This window comes from Nesterenkonia sp. HG001, assembly GCF_034438835.1.
Lineage (GTDB): Bacteria > Actinomycetota > Actinomycetes > Actinomycetales > Micrococcaceae > Nesterenkonia > Nesterenkonia xinjiangensis.
This window is the reverse complement of record NZ_JAOSZD010000004.1, coordinates 325,464-343,402: the sequence shown is the minus strand read 5'-3', so window position 1 is coordinate 343,402 and position 17,939 is coordinate 325,464. Positions and strand designations below refer to the sequence as shown.

15 protein-coding genes, 1 tRNA gene, 1 other RNA gene and 1 riboswitch are annotated in these 17,939 nt (G+C 68.3%); of the genes, 12 read left to right on the top strand and 5 right to left on the bottom strand.

What is annotated here, in order from left to right; all coding sequences use genetic code 11:
• Window positions 1–41: 41 nt before the first annotated feature.
• Window positions 42–530 (bottom strand): hypothetical protein, encoded by a 489-nt coding sequence (locus ODE13_RS09180; protein ID WP_322478997.1) that lies wholly within the window; start codon window positions 528–530, stop codon window positions 42–44.
• Between the two features lie 74 nt (window positions 531–604).
• An RNA gene (gene ffs, locus ODE13_RS09175) (signal recognition particle sRNA small type) lies at window positions 605–701 on the bottom strand.
• 152 nt (window positions 702–853) lie between these two features.
• On the opposite strand from ffs, the gene ODE13_RS09170 reads away from it, so the two are divergent.
• Window positions 854–938: transfer RNA gene (locus ODE13_RS09170), tRNA-Ser, on the top strand.
• A 290-nt stretch (window positions 939–1,228) separates the two neighbouring features.
• Window positions 1,229–1,335, top strand: a riboswitch (TPP riboswitch).
• A gap of 41 nt (window positions 1,336–1,376) precedes the next feature.
• The gene (thiC, locus tag ODE13_RS09165) at window positions 1,377–3,125 is read left to right on the top strand and encodes a phosphomethylpyrimidine synthase ThiC (protein WP_322479062.1); all 1,749 of its coding nucleotides are present in this window, start codon (window positions 1,377–1,379) and stop codon (window positions 3,123–3,125) included.
• A gap of 3 nt (window positions 3,126–3,128) precedes the next feature.
• Here thiC and ODE13_RS09160 read toward each other — a convergent pair whose 3' ends face one another.
• Both ODE13_RS09160 and ODE13_RS09155 read right to left on the bottom strand, forming a co-directional pair.
• Window positions 3,129–3,902, bottom strand: a complete 774-nt coding sequence (locus ODE13_RS09160; RefSeq protein WP_322478996.1) for an O-methyltransferase — start codon at window positions 3,900–3,902, stop codon at window positions 3,129–3,131.
• A 111-nt stretch (window positions 3,903–4,013) separates the two neighbouring features.
• Complete coding sequence (locus ODE13_RS09155) at window positions 4,014–4,601, bottom strand: dihydrofolate reductase family protein (protein WP_322478995.1); 588 nt, start codon at window positions 4,599–4,601, stop codon at window positions 4,014–4,016.
• 390 nt (window positions 4,602–4,991) lie between these two features.
• Here ODE13_RS09155 and ODE13_RS09150 point away from each other — a divergent pair, with 390 nt between their 5' ends.
• The 8 genes from ODE13_RS09150 (at window position 4,992) to ODE13_RS09115 (ending at window position 14,889) form a co-directional block, all read left to right on the top strand.
• Window positions 4,992–5,939: an acyltransferase gene (locus tag ODE13_RS09150; protein WP_322478994.1), complete on the top strand. Its 948-nt coding sequence runs from the start codon at window positions 4,992–4,994 to the stop codon at window positions 5,937–5,939.
• Window positions 5,940–6,030: 91 nt separating this feature from the next.
• A complete protein-coding gene (locus ODE13_RS09145; RefSeq protein ID WP_322478993.1) occupies window positions 6,031–8,940 on the top strand; it encodes a DNA polymerase III subunit gamma and tau in 2,910 nt (969 codons plus the stop codon).
• Between the two features lie 170 nt (window positions 8,941–9,110).
• Window positions 9,111–9,707: a recombination mediator RecR gene (recR, locus tag ODE13_RS09140; protein ID WP_179541999.1), complete on the top strand. Its 597-nt coding sequence runs from the start codon at window positions 9,111–9,113 to the stop codon at window positions 9,705–9,707.
• Window positions 9,708–10,030: 323 nt separating this feature from the next.
• Complete coding sequence (locus tag ODE13_RS09135; RefSeq protein WP_322478992.1) at window positions 10,031–10,924, top strand: transporter substrate-binding domain-containing protein; 894 nt, start codon at window positions 10,031–10,033, stop codon at window positions 10,922–10,924.
• A gap of 86 nt (window positions 10,925–11,010) precedes the next feature.
• On the top strand, window positions 11,011–11,865 hold the full coding sequence (locus ODE13_RS09130) for an amino acid ABC transporter permease (RefSeq protein WP_322478991.1): 855 nt from the start codon (window positions 11,011–11,013) through the stop codon (window positions 11,863–11,865).
• Window positions 11,862–12,584: an ectoine/hydroxyectoine ABC transporter permease subunit EhuD gene (gene ehuD, locus ODE13_RS09125; RefSeq protein WP_416210629.1), complete on the top strand. Its 723-nt coding sequence runs from the start codon at window positions 11,862–11,864 to the stop codon at window positions 12,582–12,584. Before ODE13_RS09130 ends, ehuD begins: the two co-directional genes overlap by 4 nt.
• On the top strand, window positions 12,568–13,395 hold the full coding sequence (gene ehuA / locus ODE13_RS09120; RefSeq protein ID WP_322478990.1) for an ectoine/hydroxyectoine ABC transporter ATP-binding protein EhuA: 828 nt from the start codon (window positions 12,568–12,570) through the stop codon (window positions 13,393–13,395). Before ehuD ends, ehuA begins: the two co-directional genes overlap by 17 nt.
• A 210-nt stretch (window positions 13,396–13,605) precedes the next feature.
• Window positions 13,606–14,889 carry an aspartate kinase gene (locus ODE13_RS09115; protein WP_179541995.1) on the top strand — a complete coding sequence of 428 codons (1,284 nt, stop codon included), beginning with the start codon at window positions 13,606–13,608 and terminating at the stop codon, window positions 14,887–14,889.
• A gap of 121 nt (window positions 14,890–15,010) precedes the next feature.
• Here ODE13_RS09115 and ODE13_RS09110 read toward each other — a convergent pair whose 3' ends face one another.
• On the bottom strand, window positions 15,011–15,583 hold the full coding sequence (locus ODE13_RS09110) for a GNAT family N-acetyltransferase (protein ID WP_322478989.1): 573 nt from the start codon (window positions 15,581–15,583) through the stop codon (window positions 15,011–15,013).
• A 281-nt stretch (window positions 15,584–15,864) separates the two neighbouring features.
• Here ODE13_RS09110 and ODE13_RS09105 point away from each other — a divergent pair, with 281 nt between their 5' ends.
• Both ODE13_RS09105 and ODE13_RS09100 read left to right on the top strand, forming a co-directional pair.
• Window positions 15,865–16,833: a 3-methyladenine DNA glycosylase gene (locus ODE13_RS09105; RefSeq protein ID WP_322478988.1), complete on the top strand. Its 969-nt coding sequence runs from the start codon at window positions 15,865–15,867 to the stop codon at window positions 16,831–16,833.
• A gap of 68 nt (window positions 16,834–16,901) precedes the next feature.
• Complete coding sequence (locus ODE13_RS09100) at window positions 16,902–17,930, top strand: NADP-dependent oxidoreductase (protein ID WP_322478987.1); 1,029 nt, start codon at window positions 16,902–16,904, stop codon at window positions 17,928–17,930.
• The last annotated feature ends 9 nt before the right edge of the window (window positions 17,931–17,939 follow it).

The following is a 17,939-nucleotide window of genomic DNA, read 5'->3' as shown; positions in this document are numbered from 1 at the left end:
GCCTGCCCCATTGTCCAGGAAGTCCGGAGGTCCCGCGCGCGTCAGCCGGGGGTGCCCTGCCCGCCCGCCTGTCGGCGCTCCATCTCAGCGATCCTCCAGGTGGCGACACCTCCGGCCACTGCCAGCACCACCCGCGGTGCGGGGACACGGAGCCGGCGCAGCCCTGACTCCAGTGCCGTGTCTGCCCAGAGGCCCGTGCGCATCACGCCATAGACGGCACCTCCGAAGAATCCGGCGGCAGCCAGGCGGACGGCCAGCGGGGCCTCGACCTCCGCCTCGATTCGAGAGGGCTCGGCTCGCTCGTCGCTCTCCAGCCCAGTCTTCCGGGCGATCCGCTGCGCCTGCTCGGGACAGAGAAACATCCCCGCCATCGTGATCGAGGGGGCCCAGACGATGGTCTCTCGCAGCCAGCGCGGGTAGCGACGGACGGGGATGAGGGCGACGGCGCCGCTCGCCAGGCCCTGGCCGATGGGACCCCGGCAGATCTGGAGCAGCGGAGACGGTGTGCGTCGAGGCGTGGGATCAGTCATGTGCTCCACGCTAAGGAGGAGGCACGGCGTCGTCATCATCCCGGAGGGGGAGTTCGTGATTCCGCCCGGAGGCATGAGGAGGCCCCACGTGCACCTGCCAGAGCCCGCCTACCCTTGCTACCTTCCGGTCCTGGGGGAGTTCAGCAGGATGACACCACACGTGGGGCCGGCAACCATGGTAGCCCGCAGGGCTCCGCACGCGCCAGCTGAGCTCCCGCCGAAACCCTGATCCGGGCACGATGTGCATTTTCCTGCCGTTCTCCGCTAGCATGGAGTCTGCTCTCGCGACGCCGGGTGTTCGCACCCGCAGATCGAGCGCTGAAGGAGGATTCGCCTAGCGGCCTATGGCGCACGCTTGGAACGCGTGTTGGGTTCACGCCCTCGGGGGTTCAAATCCCCCATCCTCCGCCCACAGCACGAGGCCCCCGCTCATCTGAGCGGGGGCCTCGTCGCGTCTGCGGTGCTGTCTCCTCTCCCGGCGTCAGCGCTTCTCCGCACCCCACACCTCTCGAGTGGCCACGTCTGACGGCATCTGCCTGGGGCACGCCGACGAGCACCTCCAGATGCCGTGATTCGCGGCCGCTGGATGCACCCAGGACACGTGACGCGCACACCCGACGCGCACACCCGACGCGCTCCCGTCCTCCCAGGTCACGCGTCATATGCCGACGTCCGCGCCGTGCAGTGGGCTACGCTCGACGAGTCCACACGGGTGCCCCTGCAGGGGCTGAGATCAGGCGATGCACGCCTGGACCGTCGAACCTGACCGGGTCATGCCGGCGTAGGAAGTGAGGGCTCATCATGAGCGATTTCTCTCAGCACACCTCTGTCTCCACCTCCCCCACCATGGAGGTCCACCCTGCCCACGAACGAGCGAGCGTCAGCGACAGCGAGGGCCTGGAGGTCCCCGTGACCCGGGTTCACCTCCATGATGCCCCGGACGGTTCCGTCCACGAGCCTGTGGACGTCTACCGGACCGCAGGTCCCGGGGGCGACCCCCTCGAGGGCCTGCCGCCGTTCCGTGACCCATGGATCACGGCGCGCGGTGACACCGCCACGTACGAAGGCCGGGGCCGCCGCCTCAGCGACGACGGCCGCTCAGCCGTCCGCCGCGGGGCCTCCACGGAGGAGTGGAGGGGACGACGTCCCGCCCCGCGGAGAGCCGCCGAGGGGCGCAGGGTCACGCAAATGCACTATGCCCGCCGCGGCATCATCACCGAGGAGATGCGCTTCGCCGCGCTGCGCGAGGGCTGCGAGCCGGAGATGGTCCGCCGCGAGGTGGCCGCCGGTCGGGCCATCATCCCAGCCAACATCAACCACCCCGAGTCCGAGCCGATGGTCATCGGCCGGGAGTTCCTGGTGAAGATCAACGCCAACATCGGCAACTCGGCGGTCACCAGCTCGATCTCCGAGGAGGTGGACAAGCTGCGGTGGGCCACCCGCTGGGGCGCCGACACCGTCATGGATCTCTCCACCGGTGATGACATCCACACCACCCGGGAGTGGATCCTGCGGAACGCTCCGGTGCCGATCGGCACGGTGCCCATCTATCAGGCCCTGGAGAAGGTCCACGGCGACGCCTCCGCCCTGAGCTGGGAGGTCTTCCGGGACACGGTGATCGAGCAGTGCGAGCAGGGTGTGGACTACATGACCGTCCACGCCGGCGTGCTGCTGCGTCATGTGCCGCTGACCGCGGAGCGCGTCACCGGGATGGTCTCCCGGGGCGGCTCGATCATGGCCGGCTGGTGCCTGGCCCATCACCAGGAGAACTTCCTCTACACCCACTACGACGAGCTCTGCGAGATCTTCGCCGCCTACGACGTCGCCTTCTCTCTGGGCGACGGGCTGCGCCCCGGGTCCATCGCCGACGCGAACGACGAGGCACAGTTCGCCGAGCTGGACACCCTGGCGGAGCTGACCCGGCGCGCCTGGGGTCACGATGTGCAGGTGATGGTCGAGGGTCCGGGCCACATCCCGCTGCATCTGGTGCGCGAGAACGTGGAGCGTCAGCAGGAGCTCTGCCACGGAGCCCCGTTCTACACGCTGGGACCGCTGGTCACCGACATCGCACCAGGCTATGACCACATCACCAGCGCGATCGGCGCCACGGAGATCGCCCGCTACGGCACGGCGATGCTCTGCTATGTCACACCCAAAGAGCATCTGGGCCTACCGAATCGCGAGGACGTCCGGGCCGGAGTGATCACCTATAAGATCGCCGCCCATGCCGCCGACCTCGCGAAGGGCCACCCGGCGGCCCAGAGCCGTGATGATGCGCTCTCGAAGGCCCGGTTCGAGTTCCGCTGGAAGGATCAGTTCGCCCTCTCCCTGGATCCCGAGACCGCGCAGGCCTTCCATGACGAGACCCTGCCCGCCGAGCCGGCGAAGACTGCGCACTTCTGCTCGATGTGCGGGCCGAAGTTCTGCTCCATGCGGATCTCCCAGGACATCCGTGACGAGTTCGGCTCGGCGGAGGATCAGCGACGCATCGTCGCCGAGGGCATGGCTGCCAAGAGCCGGGAGTTCACGGCCTCCGGCGGCAGCGTGTACCTGCAGCCAGACATCCCGGTGGCACCGCCGGTGCCGGAGTCCTGACCCTCAGCCTCGGGTGACCACCGCCAGGCTGAACCCGTCCCAGCTCTTCGCCCCGACGGTCTGCACGGCCGTGGCCTCGAGCCGCGGATGCTCGCCCTGCATGGTGAGGAATCGCCGGATGCCCTGGATGTCTGGATCGTCGGAGTCCGCCTCGAGCACCCCGCCGTCGCGGACCACATTGTCCCCGATGATCACGGTGCCCGGCCGGACCATCTCCATCACCAGCTCCAGGTAGCGCGGGTTGCCGGCCTTGTCGGCGTCGAGGAACACCAGGTCGAAGGGCTCGCGCGCCCCAGTGCGGACCTCCTCCACCAGGGACTGCAGGGTCTGCTCCGCGGAGCCCAGGCGGATGTCCACCTTCTCCCCCACGCCGGCCGCGTCCAGGTTCGACCGGGCGACGGCGGCGTGGTGGGACTCGACCTCACAGGTGACGATGCCGCCGTCGTCGTCGAGGGCACGGGCCATCCACAGCGTGGAGAAGCCGGCCAGCGTGCCGACCTCAAGCACCTGCCGGGCCCCGGAGATCCGCACCATCAGCTCCAGATGCTTGCCCTGGGCAGCGGAGACCTCGATGGCCGGCAGCCCGCCCTCCTCCGCCCGGCGCTGGACTGCGGCGAACTCGGGCCCAGGGCGGACCACGGCCTGCTCCACATAGGCGTCGACGGCGGCGGCCTCTGGGGCCCCGACGTCGGGCCCGGGGCGGGCCAGCGATGAGCTCGGCGTCTCGGCGGCGGATGAGTGGTCGGCGGGGAGGCGCTCTGCGTCAGAAGTGTCCATGACCGCCACCCTAGAGCGGGCCGCTGACGCGCGGAAGACCCGACCTGCGCGGACGGGCCCAGAGACCTGATCTGGTGTCACCGTCTGCAGTCCACTTCGTCGGGTACCGGATCAGATCGCTCGACGGCGCACCGGATAGCGCAGATGAAGCACCCCGTCGCCCTGAACCACCACCTCAGGATCCTCCAGCAGGTGCTGTGCGTCCACGGGCCCGAAGTAGCGCTTGCCGGACCCGAACACGACAGGTGCGACGTCCATGCGCACCTCGTCGACCAGACCTGCGGCGAACACCTGGCCGCCGACGTCCCCGGCGGCGACCTCGACGGTGCGGTCACCCGCGCGCTCCTGCGCCGTCGCCATGGCGGCCTCGATGCCGTCGACGAATGAGAACGCCGCCTCGGGATACCATCCCTCGGGCCTGCCTCGGTGGGTCACGACGACGACATGGGGGACACCGGGAGGTGTTCCGTCCCAGCCATTCGTCATGTCGAAGACGTGGCGACCGACGATCGTCGCCCCGATCTGGTCCCAGTACGGCCGGACGTAGTCGTAGGACGTCTGCGACACCTTCAAGACGCCGCTCTCGTCCAACGGCACGTCACCGCTGAGCAACCAGTCGAACAGCGGCCCGGGCTGATCATTGGCGTCCGCGATGAAGCCATCTACCGAGACCGACGCGTACATCACTACTTCGCCCACGGGGCCCTCCTCCGCTGCGCGAGTGCTTCCAGGTTAACGTCTCGTGAGCTGTCTGTCCTAGAGGAGATCGATCGGTCCAGCGGGGTCGATCCCTAGTACGGTGGCGGCAAGACGGTGGGTGCGGACCAGCCGCTTCGGCGTGACGCCGATCAGCTGCTTGAAGGGCTGTGCCAGATGAGTGCCGCTGACACCGTCCGAGCCCCCTGTCCGAACTCGACTCGACCCGTCGACCCTTCCGCAGGTCAGCCGCGTCCAGGGAACATCCAGGTTTTCCCCGGGGTGGGCCGGTAGACTTTCTGAAGTCTGTCACCTCCCCGAGCCAGGAAACTGAGCACACCCATGCCCTCCCCCAGCAGCCCGACGACGGCGCCAGCCGTCACGAGCAGCCGCATGCAGTGGATGGACCTGCTGCGCGGCGTCGCGGTGATCCTGGTGGTGATCCTGCATGCCGCATCGATCCCGATGTCGACCGGCTCGGGCAGCCGTGAGTGGATCCTCGCCAACCGGTACCTGGAGCCCTTCCGGATGCCGCTGCTGATGTTCCTCTCCGGAATGCTGCTGCCACGTTCCCTGGCCAAACCGCTGCCGCAGTACCTGTGGGGCAAGTACGCGGCGATCGTCTGGCCCGCGGCGGTGTGGATGGTGCTCTACGGGGTCTTCGTCTACCGCAACGGGCCCTTCGAACTGACCTACTGGATCACCGGTGACTACCTGTGGTTCCTGCTCGCCCTGTGCCTCTGCTACGCCGCGGCCGCGGTGCTCCGGAAGGTACCTTTCCTGCTGGTTGCCGCGACGATGATGGTCGTCGTCGTGCTGGTGGAGGTTCCTTCGGGCCTTCCGCACAAGACCCTCTACTACGGGGCCTTCTTCTTCCTGGGCGCCTGGGCCGGACCGCGGGTGGAGCGCTGGGCCCGTGCCCCCTGGATGCTGGTGGCCGCGATGGCCGTCCTCGCTGCGGTGTTCTCCCACCTGGGCCGCGAGGATCACGCACTGCGGATGGGGACCTGGCAGGCCGCCGGGATCTCGCTGCTGGGCTTGGCGGTGATCCTCTGGCTGGCCCCGCGCATTCCGCAGGGCGCGGTCTCCCGCTTCTTCGAGTGGGCCGGGCGCAGCTCGATCGTGGTCTATGTGGCTCACTTCCCGATCCTGGTGATCATCCATCGGGTGCTCGCCGGCATGGAGGCCGCCCCGCTCTGGCACGTGGGGGTCACCACGGTCCTCGGCCTGGCGCTGACCCTGCTGATGGTGTGGCTGCGGCCCTGGACCTCCTGGCTGTACGTCTACCCGCGGCAGAAGCAGGTGACGCAACGGCTGCGGATGCGCGCCGCGCAGAGCTGAGGATCCCTGGTGAGGGGCCGCCCGGAGTCGGCGTTCGGCCCCGCCTCCGATCAAGTGCACGTGTCCCACCCAGACGGTAAGGTTCTTCACTGTGAGCACAGCCCTGTATCGCCGGTACCGCCCCGACACGTTCGCCGACGTGATCGGCCAGGAGCACGTCACCGCACCCCTGGTCACGGCCCTGGGCAAGGACGCCGTCTCACACGCCTATCTGTTCTCCGGCCCGCGCGGCTGCGGGAAGACGACCTCCGCACGCATCCTGGCCCGCTGCCTGAACTGCGCCGAGGGCCCCACCGGCACCCCCTGCGGCCGCTGCGACTCCTGCCGTGACCTGGCCACCGGCGGGCCAGGGTCCCTGGACGTCATCGAGATCGACGCCGCCTCCCACGGCGGTGTCGACGATGCTCGGGACCTGCGCGAGCGGGCCACCTTCGCTCCGGTGCGGGACCGCTACAAGATCTTCATCATCGACGAGGCCCACATGGTCACGGCGGCCGGCTTCAACGCCCTGCTGAAGATCGTGGAGGAGCCGCCGGAGCACATCAAGTTCATCTTCGCGACGACCGAGCCGGACAAGGTCATCGGCACCATCCGCTCGCGCACGCATCACTACCCCTTCCGACTCGTGCCGCCGGAGCCGCTGCTGGAGTACCTGCAGCGACTCTGCCAGCAGGAGCAGGTGGCGGTGGCCCATGGGGTGCTCCCGCTGGTGATCCGCGCCGGCGGCGGCTCGGTCCGGGACACCCTCTCGGTGCTGGACCAGCTGATCGCCGGCTCCACGGACAGCGGCCTGGACTACGACCGCTCCGTGGCGCTGCTGGGCTTCACCCACTCGGCCCTTCTGGACGACGTGGTGGATGCGGTGGCCGCACTGGACGGCGCCACCGCCTTCAGCGTGGTGGATCGGGTGGTGCAGTCGGGGCAGGATCCGCGCCGCTTCGTGGAGGACGTGCTGGAGCGGCTGCGTGACCTGATCATCGTGAAGTCGGTGCCGGACTCCCCGGGAGCCATCCTCCGCGGAGTCCCCGCCGACCAGATCCGACGCATGCAGGACCAGGCCTCCCAGGTGGGTGCGGCCGAGCTCTCGCGCGCGGCAGACATCACCGCCCAGGCCCTGACGGACATGGTCGGGGCGACCTCCCCGCGGCTGCACCTGGAGCTGCTCATGGCTCGGCTGCTGCTGCCTCATGCGGACCAGGGCACCTCCAGCCTGGCCGCCCGGCTCGAACGCCTCGAGCGTCGGGTGGACTTCGTGGCTGGAGCCGGGGTGACGCCGACTGCGGAGGCCGCTCCCGAGCAAGACACGACGACGCCTCCGGGCAGCTCCGGCGCCGGGGCGGCGCCCGCCGAGCACGCGACACCCGCCCCTCAGGCGCCTGCGACGGCCCCGGAGGCACCGGCCCCGGAAACTCCGGCGAGTGCCCCCGCACCTGCTCCGGCACCCCCTGCGCAGTCGGCCGACGAGGGATGGGCGACCCCCGGCGTGCCGCGGTCGGTGGCTGAGCCCGCCCATGTCGAGGCCGCACCTGCTGAACGTGACGCTCAGAGCGAGGAGGCGAGCTCCGCCCCGGCTCCCGGGGAGCCCCGACGGCAGCCTCCGGAGGGGGCACCTCAGCAGAGCGCCCCTCCGCACGAACCTCCGCACGAGCCTCAGCAGGAGGCTCCGTCGCAGCCGTCTCAGTCCGCTGGCGATCCGAGGACCGGAGGCCAGCTTGAGCCCGCCTCGGCTGCTCCGAACGGGACGCGTGTGGAGATGCTCCAGCGCGCCTGGCCGGACATCGTGCAGGCTCTGGCCAGCCAGTCGCGGTTGCTGTGGATGCTGGTCAAGGACAATGCGACGGTGGCCGGCTTCGACGGCAAGACCGTCACGGTGGCCTTCACCAATGACGGCGCTCGGTCGACGTTCTCGAATCGGCACGGCGACCAGGCCCTGAACGCGGCGATCCAGCAGGTGCTCGGCATGCAGGTCAGCTTCGACCTGATCACGGGAGGCGCTCCGCCGGGAGCTGGTCAGGCCCCAAAAGGCCCTAGCCGGCCCACGCCGGCACCCGCCGCCGAGTCCGCTCCCGAGCCCCCGCAGCCGGGCACGTGGAGCTCCTACGCCACGACCGTGCCGTCCCGCTCCGACGGCCCCGCTGACGACCGCCCTGCCGATGACCGCCCTACCGGTGGCCTCACGGGCACCGCCGCGCCAGACCCGGCGACTCCGAGCAGCCCTGCCCTGCCGCACGAACAATCCTCGCCTGCCTGGTTGGCCGAGGAGGCCCCAGAGCCCTATGAGGCCGAGCCTGAGCAGCCCCAGGCTCCACCGTCCCCCCACCCGGCATGGAACGGTGACCCCAGCGGCGACCCGGCCGGATCAGCCCTGTCGGCCGACTCTCCCTCCGAGGCCGGAGAACATCGGGACCCGCCGCAGCTGACCGATCCGACCTACGGCCCCACCACTGCCCCTGCCCCGAGCGTCGACCCGCATCCTGGCTCGACGCTCGGCGAGGCTCCGACAGGCGAAACTCCGACAGGCGAAACTCCGACACACAGTCCCCCGACCGAGGTGTACCTGCTCTCGGAGGAGAAGCCCCGGGTCCCCGCCTTCGCGCGGCGGGCAGAGACTCGCCCCGAATCCTCTGCGCCGCAGTCCCCGGCCCACGGCCGCTCGTCGTCCACCAGCCCTTCGGAGGCCGGCAGTGCCGCTCGCAACGGCGCCTCCGGCAGGATTGCGGCGATCAAGCAGCGCATCTCCCAACGCGGCACAGCGGCGGAACCCCCGGGATGGAACGACGAACCACCACCCCCGGACCCCCTGTATGACCAGGGTGCCCCGCGGGACGCCGCTCAGGCCGGGCCGGGCCCGTCCCTGGCCACCGAAAGCGAGGTGGAGGACATCCCCAGTGACGATGACATCACTGTCGAGGAGTCCTCGGTGTTCGGACGGAAGGCCATCGAGCGGATCCTGGACGGAACACTGATCGAGGAGCGTCGGATGGGCGAAGGGCCGCAGTAGACTGACGCTGACCCGGCACGATCCTCCGCGGGATCCGGGCCCTTCGCCTCTCCAGGGCACCCCTGGTGGGGTCGACGTCGTCGGCGGCTCCGGTGGAATCGACGTCCCAGCCCCGCTCCTCCTTTCGTCCCTGCCCACACCGTCCCCGTTGAGAAAGGCGCGTCCCCACCGTGTATGAGGGTGCAGTCCAAGACCTGATCGACGAGCTGGGCCGGCTTCCCGGCATCGGGCCCAAGTCTGCCCAGCGTGTGGCCTTCCACATCCTGGAGGCCGACACCGAGGACATGCGACGCCTCGCCGAGTCGATCGTCACGGTGAAGGAGAAGGTCAAGTTCTGCCAGATCTGCTTCAACGTCTCGGAGCAGGAGACTTGTCGGATCTGTCAGGACGAACGCCGCGATCGCTCCATCATCTGCGTGGTGGAGGAGTCCAAGGATGTGATGGCCGTCGAACGCACGCGCTCGTTCCGCGGTCTGTACCACGTGCTCGGCGGCTCCATCAATCCCATCGCCGGGGTGGGCCCGGAGCAGCTGCACATCCGTGAGCTGCTCAGCCGGCTCTCCGATGACACGATCGAAGAGGTCATCGTCGCCACCGACCCCAACCTCGAGGGGGAAGCCACGGCCACGTACCTGCTGCGCATGCTCGGCTCCATCGGCATCAAGCTGACCCGGCTGGCCTCCGGGCTGCCGGTGGGCGGCGACCTCGAGTACGCCGACGACGTCACCCTCGGACGGGCCTTCGAAGGTCGCCGGACACTGTCCTGACCTGGTCCTGCAGGACACACAGGCCCTCGCGCCAGAACGTTATCCAAGCGTGATTTTCGATTCCGACGAAGACATCACACCTCCTTTCCCCTGCTCATAGGAGCCCGCTCAGACCGCCGCCGTCGCGGGAGTCGAGGGGCACCGACGCCATATCGTGATTCTTTTCTGCCAGGCATTCCCAGCGCACTGGACGACCCTCACGGATAATCACTTCGGGCAGAAAACAGTTTCCAAATCCTTTAGATGTCACTAGCGTGAGAGCGAGTGCGCACTGCACACTCACTCGCATCGAGGACGCACACCAGAGGATGAGGTACCCACGCATGGCCGCAAAGACATCCATGGCAGTCAAGGCCGGCGCCTTCAGCGCCGCCGCGCTGCTCGCCCTGACCGCCTGCGGAAACGGCGACGACGCTGATACAGACACCGAGGAGAACGGCAACGGTGAGGCTGCAGGCGACACCCTGACCATCGCGCTCTTCGGCGAGGAGCCCTACTCCTGGCTCGACGACGCCGGTGAACCCACCGGCGCCACCATCGCCGTGGCCGAGGAGATCTTCGGCGAGCGCATGGGCTACGACATCGACATCGCGGAGGAGCCCGACTGGGGCAACCTCATCCCCGGCCTGAGCGCCGGGCACTGGGACGTGGTGTCCGCTGGAATGTCCATCACCGGTGAACGCTGCGCCGAGGCCGCCTTCGGCGAGCCGGAGCTGGTGTACACCACAGCCCTGCTGGTCGAAGAGGGCAACCCCCATGACGTCCATGACTTCGAGGACCTGGTGGACGCCGACCTCGACGTCATTGCCCTCAGCGGCGCCGTGGAGTCCGGATACATGGACGCGGTCGGAGTCGACCATGACACGGTCGACGGGGCCGACGACGGCATCGACTTCGTCCAGGGCGGACGTGCCGACGTCTTCGCCCTCACGGCGATCTCGCTCGAAGCCATGGCCGGCGACGCCGACGGCGTGGAGGTCACCGACTCCTTCGCCCACGAGCTGTCTGTGGGTGCCCACACCTTCCGAACCGAGGACACGGAGCTGCTGGAGGAGTTCAATGAGCACCTCGCTGACCTCAAGGAGTCCGGCGAGTACCTGGACCTCGTCAGCGAGTTCGGCTTCACCGAGGACGAGATGCCTCCCGGTGAGCTGACCGCCCAGGAACTCTGCGAGGAGGACCCTGCGGAGCTGACCGAGCAGTACCTCGAGGACTGACCCTCTCCGTCCGCTGACTTCTGCGGCCGGTCCCGGACAGGGGCCGGCCGCACGGTCTGCCACCGCACTCATCTGAGAGGCCACCTATGAACTCCTGGGAAGACTGGCCGGCCCACTTCGAGGTCATGGTCAACTGGTCCGACCGACTCCTCAGCGGCCTCTGGACCACCGTCCAGCTCGCCCTGTACGGAGGGCTGCTGGCCTTCGTCGTCGCGGTCGTCCTGGGACTGATGGCCGGCAGCCCCAGCCTGTGGCTGCGGGCTCCCGCCCGCATCATCATCGAGTTCTTCCGCGGCATCTCCCTGGTGGTGCTGCTCTTCCTGCTGCTGTACGTGCTGCCGCAGTTCTGGATGCGCAACCCTGACCTGCCCTTCGAGGACCTGGTCAGGAACACATTCCTGCTCGGGGTCCTGGCATTGGGCATCAACTACGGGGCCTACGGGGCCGAGGCCGTCCGCGCCTCGCTGACCACAGTGCCGAAGGCCCAGTGGGAGGCGACCACAGCGCTGTCGATGTCCTGGTCGCACAAGATGCGCCGGATCATCTTCCCGCAGGCTTGGGCGCTGATGCTTCCCTCGTTGGCGAACCTGTGGATCCATCTGCTCAAGGGCAGCGCCATCGCCTACATCATCCCCTTCGTCAATGACTTCACCGCCGAGCTGAACAACCTGCGCCGGCCCACCGACATCTGGTTCTCCCACGCCTTCATCGGTCTGGTGGTCTACTTCATCCTCGCGCTGATCCTGACCCTGTTCATGCAGGCCCTGGAGGCCCGGGCCAAGCACAAGCTCGGCCGGGGGCCCTCCCTCCGGGAGATCCTCTCCCCCTCCCCCAAGGCCACACCGGCAGATGCGATCGCTCCGAGCACCTCGAGCGCCGGGCCCGCGACGTCGGAGGCTGACAGGCTCCCCCAGCAGCCGACCTCAGGAGGTGCCCGATGATCCAGAACCGCCTGCGCGCCGCCGAGATCGACGATCCGACCAGGGTCGATGAGGAGGAGATCCGCGAGAGCCCCTTCTGGGACTGGGAGTTCGCGTTCAACGCTCTGCCGGACATGCTGTTGGCGTTCCTGCAGGTCACCCTGGTGGTGACCGTCGTCGGCACACTGATCGCGGCCGTCCTGGGGCTGGTCATCGCCGTTCTGCTGCGGGTGCTGCCCCGGCCGCTGGCCTGGCTGGTGAAGTGGATGGCGAACTTCATCCGCATGACCCCGCTGGTGGTGCAGCTGATCTTCATGTTCTGGACGTTCATGTGGCTCGACGGGATCACCATCGGCATCATCGTCTTCGGCGTCCACTACGCCACCTACATGTCCGAGGTGTACCGGGCCGGCATCGAGTCGGTCCCCCCGGGGCAGTGGGAGGCCACCACGGCGCTGTCCATGTCCGCGGTGCGGACCTGGCGACGTGTGATCATCCCGCAGGCACTGCGCTCCACTGTGCCCTCGTTGGGCAACTACGCCATCTCGATGTTCAAGGACACGCCGTTCCTCATCGTCATCTCGGTCGCCGAGATGGTCACCGTCGCCGGTGAGATCGGCGCCCCCACCTTCCGCTACACGGAGGTCTTCGTGCTGGCCGGGCTGATCTTCCTGGCCGCCAGCTACCCCACTGCCCTTCTGATCAGTCGATTGGAGAAGCGTCTTGCCTACGCCCACTGACCCCTCACCTGCCGGTGCGACGACGGTGTCGGAGACCCCGACACCGGTCATCGAGTTCCGCGACGTGGAGAAGCGCTTCGGCTCCAACGTGGTGCTCAAGGACCTCAACTTCACCGTGGAGCGCGGTGAGCGCGTCACTCTGATCGGCCCCTCCGGCTCCGGAAAGACGACGATCCTGCGCCTGGTGATGACCCTGGAGGAGTTGACCGGCGGCTACATCTTCATCGACGGGGAGCCGCTGACCCATGAAGAGCGCGGGGGCCGGCGCACGCCGGTGCCGAAGAAGAAGCAGAAGCAGCTGCGTACTCGCATCGGGATGGTCTTCCAGCAGTTCAACCTCTTCCCCAACATGACGGTGCTGGAGAACATCATTGAAGCTCCGATCCATGTGCTGGGCCGTCCCAAGGCCGAGGCGATCGCCAAGGCCCACGACCTACTGGAGCAGGTGGGCCTGTCCGACAAGGCAGACGCCCACCCGACCTCGCTCTCCGGCGGTCAGCAGCAGCGGGTGGCTATCGCCCGCGCCCTGGCCATGGACCCCGAGATCCTGCTGCTCGACGAGGTCACTTCCGCCCTGGACCCGGAGGTCGTCGGCGAGGTGCTCAACATCCTCCGTCGGGTCGCGGAGACCACCAACGTCACCATGCTGATCGTCACCCATGAGATGGGCTTCGCCCGCGACGTCTCGCACAAGGTGATGATGTTCGACGGCGGTCATGTGGTGGAGTCCGGCCCTCCGGAGAAGATCTTCACCGATCCCGACCACGAGCGCACGCAGGCTTTCCTGGGCGCCGTGCTGGGAGACAGCTGAGAGATACCGAGCCTCCGCCTGGTCTCGCCGCGAGCCTCCCCGGTGGCGGCACCCACTATGGCGCACCGGCACCTTGACCTAGCTGGGTCCTGGGTGCCGTCCATCCACAGTGTGAGACCGGGCACCGAGTCGTGCCCCGTCGCGGAGCACCCTCATAGAATTGTCCGAAGTCCGCGAAAAAACCCTGTACGGGAGTGAGACACCAACCCCATGAGCTTGATCGTCCAGAAATACGGCGGGTCGTCGGTAGCCGATGCCGAGAGCATCAAACGCGTCGCCCGAAGAGTGGTGGAGACCAAGCGCGCCGGCCACCAGGTCGTCGTCGTGGTCTCCGCGATGGGTGACACCACCGACGAGCTGCTTGACCTGGCGGCCGACATCACTGCCGCCCCTCCCTCGCGAGAGATGGACATCCTGCTGTCCTCCGGCGAGCGCATGTCCATGGCCCTGCTGGCCATGGCGATCCACGAGCTGGGCGAGTCCGCCCAGTCCTTCACCGGCTCCCAGGCCGGCATGATCACCGACGCGATCCACGGCAAGGCCCGCATCATCGAGGTGAGCCCGCAGCGTGTCCAGGAGTCCCTGGATGCCGGCCACGTCGGCATCGTCGCAGGCTTCCAGGGCATGAGCCGCGAGTCCCGGGACATCACCACCATGGGCCGCGGCGGCTCCGACACGACTGCCGTCGCCTTGGCCGCCGCGCTGCACGCCGACGCCTGTGAGATCTACACCGATGTCGACGGCGTCTTCACCGCGGACCCACGCGTGGTGAAGACCGCACGAAAGATCGACGAAATCTCCAGCGAGGACATGCTGGAGATGGCCGCCGCCGGATCCAAGGTGCTGAACCTGCGGTCGGTGGAATACGCGCGGCGCTTCGGCGTGAAGCTTCACGTGCGGTCCTCGTTCAGCCAGCTCGAAGGAACCTGGGTCATCCCCGACCCGTCAGACGTGATCACCATCCAGGAAGGTGAACCCTTGGAACAGCCCATCATCTCCGGAGTCGCCCACGACAGCTCCGAGGCCAAGCTGACCATCACGGGGGTCCCCGACATCCCCGGGAAGGCCGCTGAGATCTTCAACCTGATCGCCGAGGCCGGCACGAACATCGACATGATCGTCCAGAACGTCTCGGACGAGACGAAGACGACCAACATCTCCTTCACCCTGCCGGCCGATGACGGGCCGAAGTCCACCGAGATCCTGCAGGCACATCAGGAACGTATCGGTTTCGAGTCGCTCGCCTATGACGAGCAGGTCGGCAAGGTATCGCTGATCGGCGGCGGCATGCGCAACCACCCGGGCGTCTCGGCGCGGTTCTTCACCGCACTGCGCGACGCCGGCATCAACATCGGCCTGATCTCCACCTCGGAGATCCGCGTCTCGGTCATCACCGCCGCAGCGGACCTGGAGAAGGCCGTCTGCGCGATTCACACCGCATTCGGCCTCGACGCCGACCAGGAGGCCACGGTCTACGCCGGCACCGGCCGCTGAGACTGACCGACCCGGCTCCGTGAGCGATGGCTCCGGGGTTTGGGCCCTTCTGAGGCGCTGGAAGCGCTCATAAGGGCCCAAACCCCGGAGCCATCGTCGTGCGGGGGTACCAGCGCTGAGGTCACTCCACGGCCCGGGAGACTTCCTCGTCGGCGAGCTCCCGGTCGGAGTAGATCAGCCGGACGGCGTCGGGATCCGGATTGCCGGCGTCGGGCCCGCGGTGCCTCAGCACCAGACCCACCTTCTCCGCAACCCGGGCGGAGGCGCGGTTGTGCTCCAGCAGGTAGGCGATGACGGGCAGCTGCGGCCGTGCCGCACGGGCGGCGGCGAGGCCCGCGCGAGCCACGTCGGTGGCGTGGCCTCGCCCGTGGGCCTCAGCGGCGAACCGGTACCCCAGGTTCCAACAGAATCCGCCGCGGACCGCACAGCCGCCGTGGCCGAGCATCTGACCGGAGTCCGGATCACGGACGATCCACTGCCCCAGTCCGTGATCCTGCCAGGACCGTCGCCACAGGCTGAGAAGCTCGTGGGTCTGCCCCTGCTCCGTGTGACGTGCGCTGGGCAGGTGCGTCCACACCCGAGGGTCGGAGTAGATCGCATGGAGTTCCGTGAGGTCGTCCTCGGCGGGACGTGCCAGGAGCAGGCCTGGGGCGAGGGTCTCTGCGGCGGCCACAGGCCGGGGTTCCGTACTCATGGACGCACTCTACGACGAGGCTCTGACGAACAGCGGAGGGCAGGGCCCGTGTGTGACTCGCAGCTGAGAAACACTCAGGCGGCAGGAGCTCCCTTGTGGGGGATCCTGCCGCCTGTGCGTATGGTGCGAGATACGCTCCTGATTCTAACTCAGGACTCAGCCTAAGGTCAGCAGCTGTCCGGTTTGGGGCTCCCACCTGGACATCGGCTCTGCGCCGAGAGAAGGGGATCTGAGATGACGCGCCCGTCGTCGTGCCGGACGCGGTATCCTGACACGCGCCCATGACCACCTCCGCCACACGGACCTCCGCCTCCGCCCCTCCCCCCGCGCCGACCAGTCCCGGCACGCCCGTGGGACACCGCGTGCTGCCTACCGACGAGCACCGTGCCGCCGCCGAGGCCCACCAGCGGCGTGTGGAACGCTACACCAGCGGGTTCCTGGGGCGTCGGCACGCCGGGAAGACGCACCCGGTGGAGGACTTCCTGTTCACCTACTACTCCCACTCACCCGGGCAGCTCTCCCGCTGGCATCCGGGCGTGGGCGCGGTCCTACAGGGAGCCGGTGCCTCCGAGCAGGCCGGGTGGCGCTTCTACACGACGGTCGACGACGGCTCCCCCGAGGGCGCCGCGGGCCTCGACGTCGTGCGCTTCCGCCGAGAACGGGACTCGATGATAGGGTTCGCGCGCCGGCTGCTGGGTGCGACGGCGGCACGGCCGGCGCAGCTGGGCTGCTTCGGCCTGCACGAGTGGGCAATGGTCTACCGCTCCGTGCAGCATGGGCAGCGCCACGACCAGGTGCCGCTGAGGCTGGGCGCCGAGGGCACCGATGAGGTCGTGGAGTCGCTGAACATCCGTTGCACCCATTTCGACGCCTACCGGTTCTACACTCCCTCCGCGAAGCCGCTGAACACGCTGAGCCCCACCCGAGAATCACAGGTGGCCCTGGAGCAGCCAGGGTGCCTGCACGCGAACATGGACCTCTACAAATGGGCCTATAAGCTCATCCCGGCGGTGGGCAGTGAGCTGCTGATGGACTGCTTCGATCTGGCCTGGCGGATCCGCGAGCTGGACATGCGGGCCTCCCCCTATGATCTCGCCGACTGGGGCTATGCTCCGGTGCCGATCGAGACCCCGGCGGGACGCGCTGAGTACGCCCGCGCGCAGAGGAGATTCTCCGAGGAGGCGCAGCTGCTGCGTGGACGGCTCTTGGACGTGCTGGATGTGGTGGACGCCCTGGCCGAGGACGCCTGAGGCGGGAATACCGACGGCCCGATGCACGCTGAAGCGCATCAGGAATCCCGTTCGGAAAGGCTTCACCCATGACTGACACGAGCACCTCCCCGTCCACGAGCACCCAGGTCCAGCTCGTCCGCCGCCCCACCGGGCGCCCGGTGCCTGAGGACTTCCGCACCGTGCAGATCGAGCTGCCGCCGCTGGGCGTCGACGAGGTCCGCGTGGCCAATGAGTTCCTCTCTGTGGACCCCTACATGCGCGGCCGGATGAACGACGTCAAGAGCTACATCCCACCCTTCGCACTGGACGAGACCATGACGGGCGGCGCTGTCGGGCGCGTCGTGGAGTCTCGCGCTGAGTCCCTGCCGGTGGGCACCCCGGTGCGGCACATGCTGGGCTGGCGGGACGTCGCCCAGGCCGAGGCCGACTCCTTCAGCCCGGTGGAGGAGATCCCCGGAGCATCTCTGTCCGCACATCTGGGAATCCTGGGCATGACCGGGCTGACCGCCTATGTGGGCCTGACAGCCATCGCCGACGTGCGCGAGGGTGACACGGTGTTCATCTCCGGGGCCGCCGGCGCAGTCGGCTCCGCCGCAGGGCAGATCGCCCGCCTGCTCGGCGCCTCCCAGGTGATCGGCTCCGCCGGTTCGGCGGAGAAGGTCACCGTGCTGACGGGGAAGTACGGCTACGATGCCGCGATCAACTACAAGGACGCCCCGGTCCGCGACCAGCTGCCTGAGCATGTCCCCGACGGCGTCGACGTCTTCTTCGACAATGTGGGCGGAGACCACCTGGAAGCAGCGCTGGACGTGATGAACGACGGCGGCAGGATCGCCCTGTGCGGGGCGATCGCCAGCTACAACGCCGAGCGGCCGACCCCCGGCCCGGACAACCTGGCGAACCTGATCACCCGCGGGCTGCGCATGCAGGGCTTCACCCTGGGCGGGTACGTCGACCACGCCGGCGAATACCAGCGGCGGATGGCCGAGTGGTTCCCGGCAGGGGACATCCCCCAGGACGAGACCGTGGTGGAGGGGATCGAGAACGCCGTCGAGGCGTTCCTCGGCATGATGGACGGTGCCAACATCGGCAAGATGCTGGTGCGCACCGCCTGATCATCCGCG

What these genes read in the sequence shown, in the direction of transcription:
- ODE13_RS09180 (WP_322478997.1), bottom strand. Translation starts at nt 530, where the DNA reads ATGACTGATCCCACGCCTCGACGCACACCGTCTCCGCTGCTCCAGATC.
- thiC (WP_322479062.1), top strand. Translation starts at nt 1,377, where the DNA reads ATGGAGGTCCACCCTGCCCACGAACGAGCGAGCGTCAGCGACAGCGAG.
- ODE13_RS09160 (WP_322478996.1), bottom strand. Translation starts at nt 3,902, where the DNA reads ATGGACACTTCTGACGCAGAGCGCCTCCCCGCCGACCACTCATCCGCC.
- ODE13_RS09150 (WP_322478994.1), top strand. Translation starts at nt 4,992, where the DNA reads ATGCAGTGGATGGACCTGCTGCGCGGCGTCGCGGTGATCCTGGTGGTG.
- ODE13_RS09135 (WP_322478992.1), top strand. Translation starts at nt 10,031, where the DNA reads ATGGCCGCAAAGACATCCATGGCAGTCAAGGCCGGCGCCTTCAGCGCC.
- ODE13_RS09130 (WP_322478991.1), top strand. Translation starts at nt 11,011, where the DNA reads ATGAACTCCTGGGAAGACTGGCCGGCCCACTTCGAGGTCATGGTCAAC.
- ehuD (WP_416210629.1), top strand. Translation starts at nt 11,862, where the DNA reads ATGATCCAGAACCGCCTGCGCGCCGCCGAGATCGACGATCCGACCAGG.
- ODE13_RS09115 (WP_179541995.1), top strand. Translation starts at nt 13,606, where the DNA reads ATGAGCTTGATCGTCCAGAAATACGGCGGGTCGTCGGTAGCCGATGCC.
- ODE13_RS09110 (WP_322478989.1), bottom strand. Translation starts at nt 15,583, where the DNA reads ATGAGTACGGAACCCCGGCCTGTGGCCGCCGCAGAGACCCTCGCCCCA.
- ODE13_RS09105 (WP_322478988.1), top strand. Translation starts at nt 15,865, where the DNA reads ATGACCACCTCCGCCACACGGACCTCCGCCTCCGCCCCTCCCCCCGCG.
- ODE13_RS09100 (WP_322478987.1), top strand. Translation starts at nt 16,902, where the DNA reads ATGACTGACACGAGCACCTCCCCGTCCACGAGCACCCAGGTCCAGCTC.